The following is a 15,022-nucleotide window of genomic DNA, read 5'->3' as shown; positions in this document are numbered from 1 at the left end:
AAAATGACCAAAGCGCTTCTCGGAATTATTGGCGGCTCCGGCGTCTATGACCTGCCCGGTCTGGAGGACGTCCGCGAGGAAGCCGTGGCGACTCCCTGGGGCGAGCCTTCGGATCTGCTGCGCTTCGGCCGGATCGGCGGCACGCAGGCCGTTTTCCTGCCGCGTCACGGGCGCGGCCATCGCCTGTCGCCCTCGGGCATTAATTACCGCGCCAATATTGACGCGCTCAAGCGCGTCGGCGTGACCGACATCATTTCCGTCTCCGCCTGCGGCTCGTTCCGCGAGGAGCTGCCGCCCGGCCTGTTCGTCGCCGTGGACCAGTTCGTCGACCGCACCTTCGGACGGCAATCCTCCTTCTTCGGCAATGGCTGCGTCGCCCATGTCTCCATGGCGCATCCGGTCGCGCCGCTGTTGCAGCATCGCATCGTCGCCGCCGCCCATGCCGAGCAGATCGAAATCGTCAAGGGCGGAACCTATGTCTGCATGGAGGGGCCGCAATTTTCCTCGCGCGCGGAATCGCTCGGCTACAAGGACGCCGGCTATCATGTGATCGGCATGACCGGCCTGCCTGAGGCCAAACTCGCCCGCGAGGCGGAAATGTCCTACGCCACGCTCGCCATGGTGACGGATTATGATTGCTGGCGCGACGATATCGCGGCGGTCGAGGTCCACGACATTCTCGCCGTGGTGAAATCCAACGCGGAAAAGGCCTCGAAACTGCTCGCCCGGCTGATGCAGGATTTTCCCGCCGAACACGCGCCCTGCCCGATCGGCTCAGACCGCGCGCTGGACTACGCGCTGGTCACCGCACGCGACGCCTGGGACCCGGAATTGGTGGGCAAGCTCGACGCGATCCTCGCGCGCGTTCTCGCCTAATGAGCCGACGCGCCTTGCCATAAGGGCGCTCGCCTTTTATAAGCCGCGCTTCGCGTTCGTTTCCGACACCCCTGGAGGCGTGAGCGCGGCTTTATAAAGGATTGAACTATGGCCGAGATCAAGAAACTCGCCGCCACGGTTCGCAGCGGGACCGGCAAGGGGGCCGCCCGCAGCGTTCGTCGTGAAGGCAGAATTCCAGCCGTCATTTATGGCGGCGGCGAAGCGGCGACGCCGATTTCGCTTTCCTACCGCGACGTTCACAAGCTGATCTACGCGGGCCACTTCCTGACCACGATTTTCGAGATCGAGATCGACGGCAAGGCCGAGCGCGCCATTCCGCGCGACTATCAGCTGGACGTCGTGCGCGACACCCCGATGCATGTCGATTTCCTGCGCCTGAAGTCCGGCTCGAAGCTCAAGGTCGGCGTGCCGGTCCATTTCGCCAATGTGGAAACCGCCCCCGGCATCAAGCGCGGCGGCTCGATCAACATCGTGCTGCACACGGTGGAGCTGCTGGTTCCGGCCGACAACATCCCGGAATCCATCACCGCCGATCTCACCGGCCTCGACTTCAACGATTCCGTGCACATCGGTTCGATCGCCCTTCCCGAAGGCGTGACCCCGGTCGACAAGTCCAACTTCACCATCGCCACGATCTCGCCGCCCGCCGGCGGCGCCGCGGCGGCGGAGGCGGAAGCTGCGGCGGCCGCCGCGGCTGCGGCCGCTCCGGCCAAGGGCAAGAAGTAAGCTTCTGCTTCCAAAATTTTGCGCCGCCCGCCAAGGCCCGTCGACAGACGGGCGTCCTTCCCCAAGGATCCGGCGGGCGGTTCTTTTTCCGCCAAATGATTTCAGACAAGAGATTTCAGACAAGAGCCTTGGCCATGCTGCTGCTCGTCGGACTGGGCAATCCCGGAAAGAGCTACGCCGGCAACCGGCATAATATCGGCTTCATGGCGGTCGACGCCATCGCCCGCGCCTGCGAGGGCGCGCCCTTCCGCAAGAAATTCCACGGCGAATTCAGCGAAGCCCGCTTGGGCGGCGAACGCGCGCTGCTGCTGAAGCCCGAAACCTACATGAACGAGAGCGGCCGCGCCGTGGCCGAGGCCGCGCGCTTTCACAAGATCGCGCTCGCCGACATCGTCGTGTTCCATGACGAACTGGATCTCGCCTCCGGCAAGCTGCGGGTCAAGCGCGGCGGCGGCGACGCCGGCCATAACGGTTTGCGCTCCATCACCGCCCATATGGGCGGCGATTATCGCCGCGTGCGGCTCGGCATCGGCCATCCCGGCGACAAGGCTCTCGTCCACAGCCATGTGCTGAGCGATTTCGCCAAATCGGACAAGCCCTGGGTCGAGGCCCTGTGCGACGCGATCGCGAAAAATGTCGCGACCCTCGCCAAGGGCGACGACGGCCTGTTCCAGACCAGGATTCACGCCGCCATGCAGGCCGCGGGCTTTTAGCCCCGGCCTTTGCTATCATGGCGCCGTTCAGCTGCGGGCGGCGCGCATGAAATTCGAACCCATCGCTCCATTCAAACCCTTTTCGGCGGTTTTCGCGCCGCCTGACGAAGATTTTGCCACGGACTGGCTCGCCGCTCCGGCGCGGCCTGAAGAGCGCGAGCAGGAGCGCGCTCTGGCGGCGGAGCTTTTGCGCGCGATGCGCGCCAAGCCGCCGGGCGTCGGCGGCGTCGATGATTTCCTGCGCGAATTCAAGCTTTCGTCGCGCGAGGGCCTCGCGATCATGGCGCTGGCCGAAGCGCTGGTCCGCGCGCCCGACAATGCGACCGCCGACCTTCTCGTCGCCGACAAGCTGGCCGCCGGAGATTTCGACCATCATCACGCGCTTTCGCACGCCCCGCTCGTTCAGGCCAGCGCCTACGCGCTCGGCCTTTCCGCGCGCGTCGTCGAGGCGGAAGATTCGCCTCATCGCGTCGTCGCCGGTCTTGCGCGGCGTCTCGGCGTCCCCGCGCTGCGCGCCGCCGCGCGGCAGGCCATGCGCCTGCTTGGCGGCCATTTCGTGTTCGGCGAAACCATCGAAGCCGCGCTGGCGCGCGCCGCCTCGTCCGCCTGCCGGCGCGACCTATATTCCTTCGACATGCTGGGCGAAGGCGCGCGCACGGCGCTGGACGCCGAAAGCCATTTCGACGCCTATGACCGCGCCATCGACGCCATCGGCAAGATGGCAGAAGGCGCGGCGCCCGCGCAAAGACCCGGCATTTCGGTCAAGCTCTCCGCCCTGCACCCGCGCTATGAGGCGATCTCGGCCGATCGCGTCCGCGCCGAGCTGACGCCCCGCCTGCTGGAGCTGGCGCAACTGGCCCGGCAGAAAAATATCGGCCTGACCGTGGACGCCGAAGAGGCCGACCGGCTGGAATTGTCGCTCGACATCATCGCCCGCGTCGCCTCCGATCCCTCGCTCGGAGACTGGGAGGGATTTGGGCTCGCCATCCAGGCCTATCAAAAGCGCGCCGGCGCAGTGATCGACCATGTCGCGGAACTCGCCCGAAGCCTTGGCCGACGCATCAATGCGCGCCTGGTCAAGGGCGCCTATTGGGACAGCGAAATCAAGCGCACTCAGGAGCGCGGGCTGGCCGATTTTCCCGTCTTCACTCGCAAGGCGATGACCGACCTGAATTATGTCGCCTGCGTCGAACGCCTCTTCGCGGCGTCGCATCTCTATCCGCAGATCGCCACCCATAACGCCCTGACCGCCGCAGCCGTCGTCGCCCGCGCCAAAGGCCGGACGGATTATGAATTCCAGCGCCTGCACGGCATGGGCGAGGCGCTGCACGACGAACTGCGGAGGCATTCGAGCGTCGCCTGCCGGGTCTATGCCCCGGTCGGGCCGCATCGCGAGTTGCTCGCCTATCTGGTGCGGCGTCTGATCGAGAATGGCGCCAACGCCTCCTTCGTCGCCCGCGCCGCCGAGCCGGACTTTCCGCAGGAGGAATTGCTCGCGGACCCGCTCGAGCGTCTGCGCGCCTCGGGACGCGCGCGCCACGCCCATCTGCTGGCGCCGAGCGAACTATTCGCGCCGGAGCGCAAGAATTCCGCGGGCGTCGAATTCGGCGATTCAGCCGCTCTCGCTGCCTTGCTGGCCGAAATCGAGCCCCATCGCAAGGCGCTGGCGGCGATCGAGCCGCGCGCGCTTGGTCCCGGCGTCGCTATGGAACAGGCGCAAAAAGCTTTCGCGGCCTGGAGCGCAACGCCGGTCGATCAGCGCGCTGACAGCCTATTGCGCGCAGCCGATCTCATCGAAGCGCAGCGCGGAAAACTGATCGCTTTGTTGCAGGCCGAAGGCGGCAAGACCCTGGACGACGCCGTCGCGGAGGTCCGCGAGGCCGCCGACCTCTGCCGCTATTACGCCAGCGAGGCGCGCAAGCTCTGCGCCGAAGCCCGCCTTCCCGGCGTCACCGGGGAAGACAATCTTTTCAGCCGTCGCGGACGTGGCGTCTTCGTCTGCATCTCGCCGTGGAATTTCCCGCTGGCGATCTTTTCCGGCCAGATCGCGGCGGCGCTGGCGGCGGGCAATTGCGTCGTCGCCAAGCCGGCGGAACAGACGCCGCGAATCGCTGTCGCGGCGGTCGAGCTGTTCAAGGCGGCGGGCGTTCCGGAAGGCGCGCTGGGCTGCGCGCCGGGCGACGGCGCCCTCGGCGCCGCGCTGCTATCCGACCCGCGCGCAGCCGGGGTCGCCTTCACCGGCTCCGTCGAAACAGCGCAGGCGATCCAGCGCGCGCTGGCGGCGCGGAGTGGGCCGATCGTCCCGCTGATCGCCGAGACCGGCGGGGTCAACGCCATGATCGTCGATTCCACCGCGCTGCTCGAACAAGTTAGCGACGACGCGCTGACGTCGGCCTTCCGTTCGGCGGGCCAGCGCTGCTCGGCCCTGCGGCTGCTGTGCTTGCAGGAAGACATTGCGGAGCCCGCGATAAAAATGCTGATCGGCGCCGCGCGCGAATTGCGCGTTGGCGACCCGCGCAACATCGCGACCCATGTTGGCCCTGTCATCGACGCCGAGGCCAAGGCCAGCCTCGATTGCTATCTTGCGCAATGCGCGGCGACGGGGCGCATTCTCTTCGCCGGCGCGGCCCCGGTCCTTGGCAATTTCGTCGCGCCGCATATCGTCAGGCTCGACCGCCCCCGCGATCTCGCCCGCGAAATCTTCGGCCCGGTGCTGCATGTCGCGACCTGGCGCGCGGAGCAATTTTCGGAACTGATCGACGAGATCGCCGCCTCCGGCTACGGCCTGACCCTTGGCCTGCACACGCGCATCGAACGCCGCATCGTGGAACTCGCGCGCAAGGCGCCGGCGGGCAATCTCTATGTCAATCGCAACATGATCGGCGCGGTTGTCGGCAGCCAGCCATTCGGCGGCTTCGGCCTCAGCGGAACCGGCCCCAAGGCGGGCGGCCCGGACTATCTGCGCCGCTTCTGCCGGGAAATCGCGCTCAGCGTGAACCGGGCGTCGCTTGGCGGCGACGCCGGCCTGCTGGCGCTGGACGATTAGGCCTTATCCGCGCCCCAGGAATGTTCCGTGACATATTTATACGGATAATCCGGCTCGACATAGTCCTCGCTGTCCTGGCGCTTGGGGAGCTTGACCTTCTCGCGCTTCATATCCTCGTAGGGAATGTGCCTGAGCAGGTGCTCGATGACATTCAGGCGCGCTCGCTTCTTGTCGTCCGAACGCAGGACATACCAGGGCGCCCAGGGTGTGTCGGTGGCGGCGAACATGGCGTCGCGGGCGCGCGAATAATCGTACCATTTGCTGAAGCTTTTGAGATCCATCGGCGACAGCTTCCAGATCTTGCGGCCATCGTCGATGCGGGAAGCAAGACGACGCTCCTGCTCTTCCTCGCTGACCTCCAGCCAATATTTCAGCAGGATGATACCCGACTCCACCATCGACTTTTCGAAACTTGGCGCCTGCTGCAAGAAGCGCTCGACCTGCGCATCGTTCGCGAAGCCCATCACGCGCTCGACCCCGGCGCGATTGTACCAGGAGCGGTCGAAGATCGCGATCTCGCCCGCGGCCGGGAAATGCTCAATATAACGCTGAATATACATCTGCGACTTCTGGCGCTCGGTCGGCGCCGGCAGCGCGACGACACGGAAGATGCGCGGGCTGACGCGCTCGCAGATCGCCTTGATGCAGCCGCCCTTGCCAGCGCCGTCGCGGCCCTCAAAGACGATGCAGACCTTCAGGCCCTTGGCCACGACCCATTGTTGCAGCTTCACCAGTTCGACGTGAAGCTTCTCAAGCTCCTTTTCATAGATCTTGTTCTTCAGCTTGCCATTGGTTGCCTCGGCAGACTGCTCGGCGGCGTGTTCGGCGTGTTTCTTTTTTTCTTGCCCATTTCAGATCCTCCTCACGGCCATTCCGCGCCTTTGCGCGAAGCGGCGCGCGCTCCGTCCCCTCGGCTTCGCCGTCTTGACGCGCGGCGAATTCCGGACGCACAGCATAGCATGGGCAAGACTTTCCGTCGCTTCAAGACGTCGCGCGGCCGCGCGAGTCGCGCTGTTGCCGAAACATTTCTCCGCCGCCATCATGCTTGACGGCGATTCCCTTTTTGACCGCCGCAAAGTTCCGCACGAACCGCCCGCCCCGGAGAAACGATGTCCCCGCTTCTCGACAATCCCTTCGGCCTTTTCGTGTTGGCCCTCGCGGGCCTGTGGCTCATCGCCCTTGGCGGCTATTATTGCCAGCAGATCTGGCGGCCGCTCCGGCGCGAGGAGCAGGACGAATTCAAATCCGTGCTGGGCGCGTCGCTGACCCTGCTGGGCCTCATCGTCGGCTTCAGCTTCGCCATGTCGGTCAATCGTTACGACATGAGGAAAAGCCTGGAGGAATCCGAAGCCAATGCGATCGCGACGGAATTCGCCCGCGCCGACCTGCTGTCTCTGCCGGCCGCGACCGCGCTGAAGGACAAGCTGAAGCCCTATCTCGATCGCCGCATCGCTTTCTACGAGACCCAGGATCAGGCCGCGCTCGCCCGGATCGAGCAGGAAACTGCCAAGCTCCAGGCTGACATCTGGTCCATCGTCCGCGACGCCGCGGCGGCGCAACCCACGCCGATCGTCGCATTGGCGGTCGCCGGCGCGAATGACGCCATCAACGCGCAGGGCTATGTCCTCGCCGCCTGGCGCAACCGCATTCCCGTCGCCGCCTGGGGATTGATGGCGATCATCGCCTCCGCCTGCAGCGGCCTGCTCGGCTTTGGCGGCCAGCGCTTCAACGCCTTTCTCCTGCTGGTCGTCCCAGCGACGATTTCGATCTCCTTCCTGCTGATCGCCGAAATCGACAGCCCGCGCGGCGGCTTCATTCGCGTGTTGCCGATCAACCTCATCACCGTGGCGGAAAGTTTCAAAGCCCCGTGACGGCGCGCTCAAGACCGGGTATTAGCGCTAGGCGCCCGGGCGACATTTTGCCAATATGCGCGGCAATTCGCAGGCGCGAAACGGTTCTGCAAGCGTTGTCCGCTGACGTCGCGCCGCGCAAAAATGATTGTAAGTGCGATTGCCAAAGCGATTGCAAGAATGATCGCAAGCCAGGGAACCTGCATGATGAAGGCCAGGAAGTTCGGAATATTCGCAGCCGCCGTCGCCGGCTTAGCCTTGACCGCGGGCGCCGCCGCAGCCGCCCAATGCGGAAACACGTCGGCGGGTTTCGACGCCTGGAAGCAGGCCTTCGCGCAGGAAGCCAAGGCGCAGGGGATCGGCCCGACCGGCATCGCCGCCCTGATGTCCACCACCTATAACCAGCCGACGATCAACGCCGATCGCGGCATGAAGAGCTTCCACCTGTCGCTCGATCAGTTTCTGGCCAAGCGCGGCGGCTCGATCATCGTGTCGCGCGGCCGCAAGCTGAAGGAATCCAATGCGGCGCTCTTCGCGCAGATTCAACAGCGTTACGGCGTCCCGCCAGGACCGCTGCTCGCGATTTGGGGCATGGAGACGGGCTTTGGCGCGATTTCAGGCCAACAGAACATGCTCTCCGCCGTCGCCACCCTCGCCTATGACTGCCGCCGGCCGGAATTCTTCAAGGATCAGATCTATGCGGCGCTGAAGCTGGTGGACCGCGGCACATTCTCGGCCGGAACGCGCGGCTCGATGCATGGCGAAGTCGGCCAAACCCAGTTCATGCCCAAGACCGTGCTGGAATATGGCGTCGGCAATCTCGACACCTCCAGCGGCGCCCTGATGTCGACCGCGAATTACCTCAAGGCCCATGGCTGGGTCGCGGGCGCGGGCTATCAGCCGGGCCAGACCAATTTCGCCGCCATCCAGGCCTGGAACGCTGCGAGCGTCTACCAGCAGGCGATCGCCCTGATCGGCGCGAAGATCGACGGCGGCGACCACTAAGCTCTGCGATATCGCCCGGCGCCTGCCGGGGCGATGGACGCCAAATGAAAAACCCTCCCGGAATTTTTCGGGAGGGTTTTTTTATTGCCAAGAAGCCTCAGATGCCGCCGCCGCCGTGAAAACTTTCCTCGCGGGCGTAGGCCTGGGTGACATTGCTGTGGGGCGGCACGCTGTGGGTCAGCCAGACATTGCCGCCGATGGAAGATCCACGCCCGATGGTGATGCGGCCGAGCACCGTGGCGCCGGCATAGATCACGACATTGTCCTCGACGATCGGATGACGCGGGTAATTCTTGAGCAACGCGCCGTCGCCATCGGTCTCGAAGCGTTTCGCCCCAAGCGTCACGGCCTGATAGAGTCTGACCTTGCGGCCGATGATCGTGGTTTCCCCGATGACCACGCCGGTGCCGTGATCGATGAAGAAGCCTTCCTCGATCTGCGCGCCGGGATGGATGTCGATGCCGGTCTGCGAATGAGCGCTTTCAGCGACGATCCGCGCCAGCATGGGGACGCCGAGGCGGTGGAGCTGGTGGGCCAGCCGGTGGCGGATGATGGCGAAGACGCCGGGAAAGCAGAAGATGATTTCATCGATGCTTTTCGCGGAAGGATCGCCCTCAAAAGCGGCGCGGATATCCGTATCAAGCACGGCGCGGACCTTCGGCAGCGTCGCGGCGAAGGCGGCAACGATCTCGCCCGCATGCCGCGCGACCGCGTCGTTAGGTCCGCTCTTCTCGCCGGAAAGCCGCAACTCCAGCTCGACCTGCCGGCGCAGGGCGGTCAGGTTATCCGCGAGCTTGCGCTCGACAAAGCCGTCAACCTCGCGCGCTCGCAAGCCGAATGGTCCGAAATGGCGCGGATAGAGCGCCGCCGTCAGGCCATCGACAAGGCTGATGGTCGCCTCGCGTGAAGGAAGCTCCGGCGGCGCGCCGCGATAGCGCCGCTTCTGCGACGCCGTCCGCAGATCGCGCAAAGCCTCGACGAGCCCCGGAACGCCGAGATCGTCGAGCTCGCTTTCGATGGCGCGATGAAGAAGGTTCAAGCGGCGAGTCCCTTGGCGTCGAAGACGCCTTCGAACAGGATGGAGCTGAGATAGCGTTCGCCGGAATCCGGCAGGATCACCACGATCGTCTTGTGGGCGTTCTCGGGCTTCTTCGCCAGCCGAGCGGCCGCAGCCACGGCGGCGCCGCTGGAAATGCCGGAGAGAATGCCTTCTTCCCGCGCAAGGCGGCGCGCGTAATGGATGGCTTCCTCATTGCTGACGCGCTCGACCGAATCGATCAGCGAGAGATCGAGCACGTCCGGAATGAAGCCGGCGCCAATGCCCTGAATCTTGTGCGGGCCGGGCTGGATCGGCTGGCCGGCGAGCTTTTGCGTCAGGATCGGGCTCGCCTCTGGTTCTACCGCGACTGACTGGATCTGCTTGCCCTTGGTCAGCTTGATGAAGCGCGACACGCCGGTGATGGTGCCGCCGGTGCCGACGCCCGAGATGAAGAAATCGACCGCGCCATCGGTGTCGTCCCAGATTTCCGGGCCGGTCGTCGTCTCGTGGATCGCCGGGTTGGCCGGGTTCTTGAACTGTTGCAGCAGAACATAGCGCGAGGGGTCGGAGGCGGCGATGCGCTCGGCCTCGGCGACGGCGCCGGACATGCCCTTGGCGCCTTCCGTCAGGATCAGCTTGGCGCCATAGGCGATCAGGAGTTTGCGGCGCTCCAGGCTCATCGTTTCCGGCATGGTCAGCGTGAGCGGTATGCCGCGCGCGGCGGCGACGTAAGCCAGAGCAATGCCGGTATTGCCGCTGGTCGGTTCGACGATTTCCTTGCCGTGGCCGAGCAGGCCCTTCTTTTCGGCGTCCTGGATCAATGCCGTACCGATGCGGTCCTTTACCGAATAGGCCGGGTTGCGGCCCTCGATCTTGGCCAGGACGGTCGCCGGGGCGTGGTCGACCACGCGATCCAGCCGAATCAGAGGGGTATGTCCGATGGATTGGGAATTGTCTTCAAACCAATGCGCCATGATTGCCTCCGTCGCTCCCGTGGAGCCGAGCGATATATTGTGTCTATAAAATTAGTATATTTAATTGGAAAGGCAACCGGAAATCTCACGCGTCCGGTCGCCACGACGCGGTCTTCCTTCACCGCGTCGATTTCCGCGCGCGGGTTTGGCAATGAATATTTTCCATGGTTTTTCTATATTTTACATACTATCGAATTTCGTCGCCGCGTCGATTTGCCTCTTGCCGCAGCTAAAAATTGGCATTACTCAAGCAATCATAAGATACATACAAAGTATAGAATAATTTTCTTCTTAAAAAGAAGATTATTTTACGCCTATCTATTCTTAGAGCATGCAACGAGGGTCATATGGCCGACGATACCGAAATTCGTAGAACACTGAGCGAATCGGCCGCAAGGCAGCTCGCCAACGCCACCAAGACGCGGGCGCAATGGTCCGGCATCACGCCGCGCTGGCTGGTGTCCTTTCTGCCCTGGACCCCGGTCGAGGCCGGCATCTACCGCCTGAACCGCGTCAAGGAAGGCGAGGCGCTGACGGACGCCGACGTCCAGTGCAGCCCGGCGCGCGACCGCGACGCCGACCTGCCCGAAACCTTCGTCGATTACGAGGACGCGCCGCGCGAATATTCGCTGAACGCCGTCACCACGGTTCTCGACGTCCAGACCCGCGTCTCCGATCTCTACAGCCATCCCTATGATCAGATTCAGGAACAGCTGCGCCTGTTGATCGAGAAGGTGAAGGAGAAGCAGGAATATGAAATCCTCAACAATGGCGATTATGGCCTGATCGCCAATGCGGCGCCGTCCCAGATCATCAGCACGCGCTCGGGCGCGCCGACGCCCGACGACCTCGACGACCTGCTGGTCAAGGTTTGGAAGGAGCCGGCGTTTTTCCTGGCTCATCCGCGCGCCATCGCCGCTTTCGGCCGCGAATGCACCCGCCGCGGCGTGCCGCCGCCAACCGTCACCCTGTTCGGTTCGCCCTTCATCACCTGGCGCGGCGTTCCGCTCGTCCCCTCGGACAAGCTGCCGATCGACGAGAACGGCAAGACCAAGATCCTGCTGCTGCGCACGGGCGAGAAGCGCCAAGGGGTGATCGGCCTATTCCAGCCGGGCATTCCTGGCGAAATCGCGCCAAGCCTGTCGGTGCGTTTCATGGGCATCAATCGCAAGGCCATCGCCTCCTACCTGATCTCGCTCTATTGCTCGACGGCGGTCCTGACCGAGGACGCGCTCGCGGTGCTCGAAGACGTCGAGATCGGCAAATATCACCAATATCCCTTCACCTATGCGTGACGGACGGGCCGGCGGCGCTTACCCCGCGCCGCCGGCCGCCTTTTTTGCCTGCGGCTACATAGCCGCCCCGAACCATTCGCAGGACCGACGAAATGCCGCTTGGCCTCACCGCGTCAGAAGCTTCCACGAGCCCAATTCAGGACGGCCCTGTCGCGCCCGGCGTGGCGCCGGGGTTTCCCGACCCTTCGATCATCGCGCGAATGGCCAACGTGTTCTTCCATCTCGCGCCGAATCAGAGCCTGACGCCGACCGCCGACCCGGGCATTCCGATCGCGCCGCCGAACCCGGCATTTGCGCCCGCGCCAAATGTCGTCACTTCCGTCGCGCCCCACACGCCCGCCAATCCGATGGTCGGGCCGCCGGACCTGCCGCCCACGACCATTCCCTCGATCGTGCCGACGCCCAATCTCGTCGCGCCGCAGGCGCCGAGCCCCTCCAGCCTGCCGCCGGGATTCAGCCCGCCGCTTCCGGGCGCCTCGGCCGGATCGGCCGCTCCGGTCGACCCGCCATTCGCGCTCGGCGAGACGGCACAGCTCGTTCCCGCCGCCCATCGCGCCAATCCCTATGATTCCGCTGCGAGCGCCGGCGCCGGCGCGGAAACGTCTTATTTCCTGAGCGAGGCGACCTTGCTCGCGCCCTCGGCGCAACCCGTCGCCGCGCCCGCCATTCCCCAGGCGCCGCCAGCAATTCCCATTGCGCCGCACGCCGTCCTCGCGCCGCAATCGGGCGCGACTGCCGAAGCCCCGGCTGGCGCTCCGGCATCGGCGCCCGCCGCGCAAAAGGCGCCGGCGGCCAGCTATAATTTCCTCGAACTGGACCTGCGCCCCCTCGCCGCTCCCGCCCGCGGCGCCGCCGGCTTTCCGCTCGATCCGGAAGCGATCAAGCGCGACTTCCCGATCCTGCAGGAGCGCGTCAACGGAGGCAAAAAGCTGATCTGGCTCGACAATGCCGCAACGACGCAGAAGCCGCTGGCGGTGATCGAGCGGATCTCGGATTTCTACAAGCACGAGAACTCCAACATCCATCGCGCGGCCCATGCCTTGGCGGCTCGCGCGACCGACGCCTATGAAGCCGCGCGCGAAAAAACCCGCCGCTTCCTCAACGCGCCGTCCGTCCGCGATATTATTTTCGTGCGCGGCGCGACCGAGGGCATCAATTTCGTCGCCCAGTCCTGGGGCCGCGCCAATGTGAAGGAAGGCGACGAAATCCTCGTCAGCCATCTGGAGCATCACGCCAATATCGTGCCCTGGCAGCAGCTCTGCGCCCAGACCGGCGCGAAATTGCGCGTCGCCCCGGTCGACGATAGCGGCCAGATCATTCTCGAAGCCTATGAAAAGCTGCTCGGCCCGAAGACGAAGATCGTCGCGGTGACGCAGGTCTCCAATGCGCTCGGCACGGTGACGCCCGTCACGGAAATGACGGCGTTGGCCCATCAGCACGGCATTTGCGTGCTGGTCGACGGCGCGCAGGCCGTCTCGCACATGCCCATCGACGTGCAGGCGATCGGCTGCGATTTTTACGTCTTCTCAGGCCATAAGGTGTTCGGCCCGACCGGCATTGGCGCTGTTTACGGCCGCGATTCGGTGCTGGCGCAGACCCCGCCGTGGCAGGGCGGCGGCAACATGATCGCCGACGTGACTTTTGAGAAAACCGTGTTCCAGGGGCCGCCGGAGCGTTTCGAAGCCGGCACCGGCAATATCGCCGACGCCGTGGGCCTTGGCGCCGCGATTGACTATGTCGAATCGCTCGGCATGGCCAATATCGCGGCCTATGAACACGGCCTGCTGGAATATGCGACCGCAAAAATGCTCGCCGTTCCGCGCCTGAAGCTGATCGGCACGGCGCGCGAAAAGGCAAGCGTGCTGTCCTTCGTCATCGAGGGCAAGGAGACAGTGGAAATCGGCAAGGCGCTCGACGCCGAAGGCATCGCGGTGCGCTCCGGCCATCATTGCGCCCAGCCGATCCTGCGCCGCTTCGGGCTCGAAGCGACGGTTCGCCCCTCGCTCGCCTTCTACAACACCTGCGAGGATGTCGACGCGCTGGTAGACGTGCTGTTCAAGCTGCAGGGCCGCAACTAGGCGCACAAAGGGCAAAAATCTCCCACGCTGAAACGCGCGGGTTTGCCTCGGATAATAATTGACTATTATTATAGACTATGTATTTTGTTTCCTGTCGGAGCTAATCGCCAGGGAGCGGCGCCAATTGAGGCGCATGATCAATCGCATGACCCATGCCTATGTCATTCAGATCGCCGGACGCACCGCTGGCATCGTCGCGCGCGACCATGCCGATCAGGCCTTCCGCTTCTTCGCTTCGAACCAGACCTTTCTGCCGCTCGAAGGCGTACTTTTCGCCGAGCCCGAATATGCCGAACGCGCCGCGCGCCGGCTGTTCAAGGCGCGCGGAACGCTCGGGCGGCTGTCCATCGACGAGCTGACGGCCTTCGGCGGCGCCGCCAGCGGTCGCGCCCTCGCTGGGCCAGGAGGCGGAGCCGTCGTTGCGCCAAGAGGCGGAGCCGTCATTGCGTCAAGAGGCGGAGCCGTCATTGCGTCAAGAGACCGCGCCCTCTCTGCACATTGAGCACACGCGATGTCCACCGCGCCGCGTCATCTCATTCTCGTTGAAAGCGTCAGGCGGCCGCTGCTGGATTCGCGGGGGCCGGCGCATGACGACCTGCTGTGGAGCAAGCTCCGCGAGGAGGCCGAGGACGCCTATGAGCGCGAACCCACTTTGTCCGCGCTGCTGCGCCGCGCCATTGTCGACCGCGCCAGTTTCGAAGACGCCGTGATTCACCGGGTCGCGAGCCGTCTCGCCAGCGATCTGGTCGCGGGCGCCCAGATCATCGCCGCCTTCGGCCGCGCCCTGCGCGACGACCCCGACATCGCCCTCGCCTTCCGCGCGGACATCAACGCCGTAATCGACCGCGATCCCGCCTGCGACCGCTTCATCGAGCCCTTCCTCTATTTCAAGGGATATCACGCGATCCAGACCCATCGCCTGGCCCATTGGCTCTGGGACCACGGGCAGACCGATTTCGCGCTTTACCTCCAGAGTCGTTCGTCGGACGTCTTCCAAACCGATATCCATCCCGCCGCGCGCATTGGCAAGGGCGTCTTTCTCGATCACGCCACCGGCTTCGTGGTCGGCGCGACGGCGGTCATCGACGACGACGTCTCGATCCTGCAGAATGTGACGCTGGGCGGAACCGGCAAGGACTCGGGCGACCGCCATCCCAAGGTGCGGCGCGGGGCGATGATTGGCGCCGGAGCGAAAGTTCTCGGCAATATCGAACTGGGGGAATTTTCGCGCATCGCCGCCGGGTCGGTGGTGCTGCGTCCCGTCCCGGCCTATTCCACCGTCGCGGGCGTGCCGGCGAAGGTCGTCGGCGTTTCGCGGAAAAGCGAGCCCTATCGCGACATGGACCAGATCCTCGGCCAGCTTGCCTATGACTCGTTCACCTTCGAGATCTGACCCGCG

13 protein-coding genes are annotated in these 15,022 nt (G+C 64.7%); 10 read left to right on the top strand and 3 right to left on the bottom strand.

From position 1 onward, the window contains the following. The first annotated feature begins 3 nt into the window (after positions 1–3). The 4 genes from QZ409_RS14545 (at position 4) to QZ409_RS14530 (ending at position 5,382) form a co-directional block, all read left to right on the top strand. A complete protein-coding gene (locus QZ409_RS14545; RefSeq protein WP_296712707.1) occupies positions 4–876 on the top strand; it encodes an S-methyl-5'-thioadenosine phosphorylase in 873 nt (290 codons plus the stop codon). A 108-nt stretch (positions 877–984) separates the two neighbouring features. Then, on the top strand, positions 985–1,623 hold the full coding sequence (locus tag QZ409_RS14540) for a 50S ribosomal protein L25/general stress protein Ctc (RefSeq protein WP_296712702.1): 639 nt from the start codon (positions 985–987) through the stop codon (positions 1,621–1,623). Between the two features lie 134 nt (positions 1,624–1,757). Further along, complete coding sequence (gene pth, locus QZ409_RS14535) at positions 1,758–2,336, top strand: aminoacyl-tRNA hydrolase (RefSeq protein ID WP_296712697.1); 579 nt, start codon at positions 1,758–1,760, stop codon at positions 2,334–2,336. A gap of 46 nt (positions 2,337–2,382) precedes the next feature. Then, a complete protein-coding gene (locus tag QZ409_RS14530) occupies positions 2,383–5,382 on the top strand; it encodes an L-glutamate gamma-semialdehyde dehydrogenase (protein WP_296712694.1) in 3,000 nt (999 codons plus the stop codon). On the opposite strand, the gene ppk2 is transcribed toward QZ409_RS14530, so the two are convergent. Beyond that, a complete protein-coding gene (ppk2, locus tag QZ409_RS14525) occupies positions 5,379–6,164 on the bottom strand; it encodes a polyphosphate kinase 2 (protein WP_296712829.1) in 786 nt (261 codons plus the stop codon). The two genes, QZ409_RS14530 and ppk2, sit on opposite strands and share 4 nt — an antisense overlap. A gap of 327 nt (positions 6,165–6,491) precedes the next feature. On the opposite strand from ppk2, the gene QZ409_RS14520 reads away from it, so the two are divergent. Continuing rightward, a complete protein-coding gene (locus QZ409_RS14520) occupies positions 6,492–7,253 on the top strand; it encodes a hypothetical protein (protein ID WP_296712691.1) in 762 nt (253 codons plus the stop codon). A 183-nt stretch (positions 7,254–7,436) separates the two neighbouring features. Then, positions 7,437–8,237 carry a lytic murein transglycosylase gene (locus QZ409_RS14515; protein WP_296712827.1) on the top strand — a complete coding sequence of 267 codons (801 nt, stop codon included), beginning with the start codon at positions 7,437–7,439 and terminating at the stop codon, positions 8,235–8,237. A gap of 97 nt (positions 8,238–8,334) precedes the next feature. Here QZ409_RS14515 and epsC read toward each other — a convergent pair whose 3' ends face one another. Both epsC and cysK read right to left on the bottom strand, forming a co-directional pair. Beyond that, complete coding sequence (gene epsC / locus QZ409_RS14510) at positions 8,335–9,255, bottom strand: serine O-acetyltransferase EpsC (protein ID WP_296712825.1); 921 nt, start codon at positions 9,253–9,255, stop codon at positions 8,335–8,337. Positions 9,256–9,272: 17 nt separating this feature from the next. Further along, the gene (gene cysK, locus QZ409_RS14505) at positions 9,273–10,250 is read right to left on the bottom strand and encodes a cysteine synthase A (RefSeq protein ID WP_296712688.1); all 978 of its coding nucleotides are present in this window, start codon (positions 10,248–10,250) and stop codon (positions 9,273–9,275) included. Positions 10,251–10,597: 347 nt separating this feature from the next. On the opposite strand from cysK, the gene QZ409_RS14500 reads away from it, so the two are divergent. From QZ409_RS14500 to cysE, 4 genes are all read left to right on the top strand, one after another. After that, positions 10,598–11,545 carry a family 2A encapsulin nanocompartment shell protein gene (locus tag QZ409_RS14500; protein ID WP_296712686.1) on the top strand — a complete coding sequence of 316 codons (948 nt, stop codon included), beginning with the start codon at positions 10,598–10,600 and terminating at the stop codon, positions 11,543–11,545. 92 nt (positions 11,546–11,637) lie between these two features. Continuing rightward, positions 11,638–13,623 (top strand): family 2A encapsulin nanocompartment cargo protein cysteine desulfurase, encoded by a 1,986-nt coding sequence (locus QZ409_RS14495; RefSeq protein ID WP_296712684.1) that lies wholly within the window; start codon positions 11,638–11,640, stop codon positions 13,621–13,623. A gap of 124 nt (positions 13,624–13,747) precedes the next feature. Beyond that, positions 13,748–14,125 (top strand): hypothetical protein, encoded by a 378-nt coding sequence (locus QZ409_RS14490; RefSeq protein WP_296712682.1) that lies wholly within the window; start codon positions 13,748–13,750, stop codon positions 14,123–14,125. A gap of 9 nt (positions 14,126–14,134) precedes the next feature. Then, positions 14,135–15,016 (top strand): serine O-acetyltransferase, encoded by an 882-nt coding sequence (cysE, locus tag QZ409_RS14485; RefSeq protein ID WP_296712680.1) that lies wholly within the window; start codon positions 14,135–14,137, stop codon positions 15,014–15,016. The last annotated feature ends 6 nt before the right edge of the window (positions 15,017–15,022 follow it).

The sequence above is a fragment of the Rhodoblastus sp. genome, assembly GCF_019449565.1.
In the GTDB taxonomy this organism is placed as follows: Bacteria; Pseudomonadota; Alphaproteobacteria; order Rhizobiales; family Beijerinckiaceae; genus Rhodoblastus.
Note: the sequence above shows the minus strand (reverse complement) of the source record. Positions and strands in the feature narration are given on the sequence as shown.

Coding starts and splice junctions, on each gene's coding strand:
- QZ409_RS14520 (WP_296712691.1), top strand. CDS start 6,492: ATGTCCCCGCTTCTCGACAATCCCTTCGGCCTTTTCGTGTTGGCCCTC.
- cysK (WP_296712688.1), bottom strand. CDS start 10,250: ATGGCGCATTGGTTTGAAGACAATTCCCAATCCATCGGACATACCCCT.
- QZ409_RS14495 (WP_296712684.1), top strand. CDS start 11,638: ATGCCGCTTGGCCTCACCGCGTCAGAAGCTTCCACGAGCCCAATTCAG.
- cysE (WP_296712680.1), top strand. CDS start 14,135: ATGTCCACCGCGCCGCGTCATCTCATTCTCGTTGAAAGCGTCAGGCGG.
- QZ409_RS14500 (WP_296712686.1), top strand. CDS start 10,598: ATGGCCGACGATACCGAAATTCGTAGAACACTGAGCGAATCGGCCGCA.
- pth (WP_296712697.1), top strand. CDS start 1,758: ATGCTGCTGCTCGTCGGACTGGGCAATCCCGGAAAGAGCTACGCCGGC.
- QZ409_RS14545 (WP_296712707.1), top strand. CDS start 4: ATGACCAAAGCGCTTCTCGGAATTATTGGCGGCTCCGGCGTCTATGAC.
- QZ409_RS14540 (WP_296712702.1), top strand. CDS start 985: ATGGCCGAGATCAAGAAACTCGCCGCCACGGTTCGCAGCGGGACCGGC.
- QZ409_RS14515 (WP_296712827.1), top strand. CDS start 7,437: ATGATGAAGGCCAGGAAGTTCGGAATATTCGCAGCCGCCGTCGCCGGC.
- QZ409_RS14530 (WP_296712694.1), top strand. CDS start 2,383: ATGAAATTCGAACCCATCGCTCCATTCAAACCCTTTTCGGCGGTTTTC.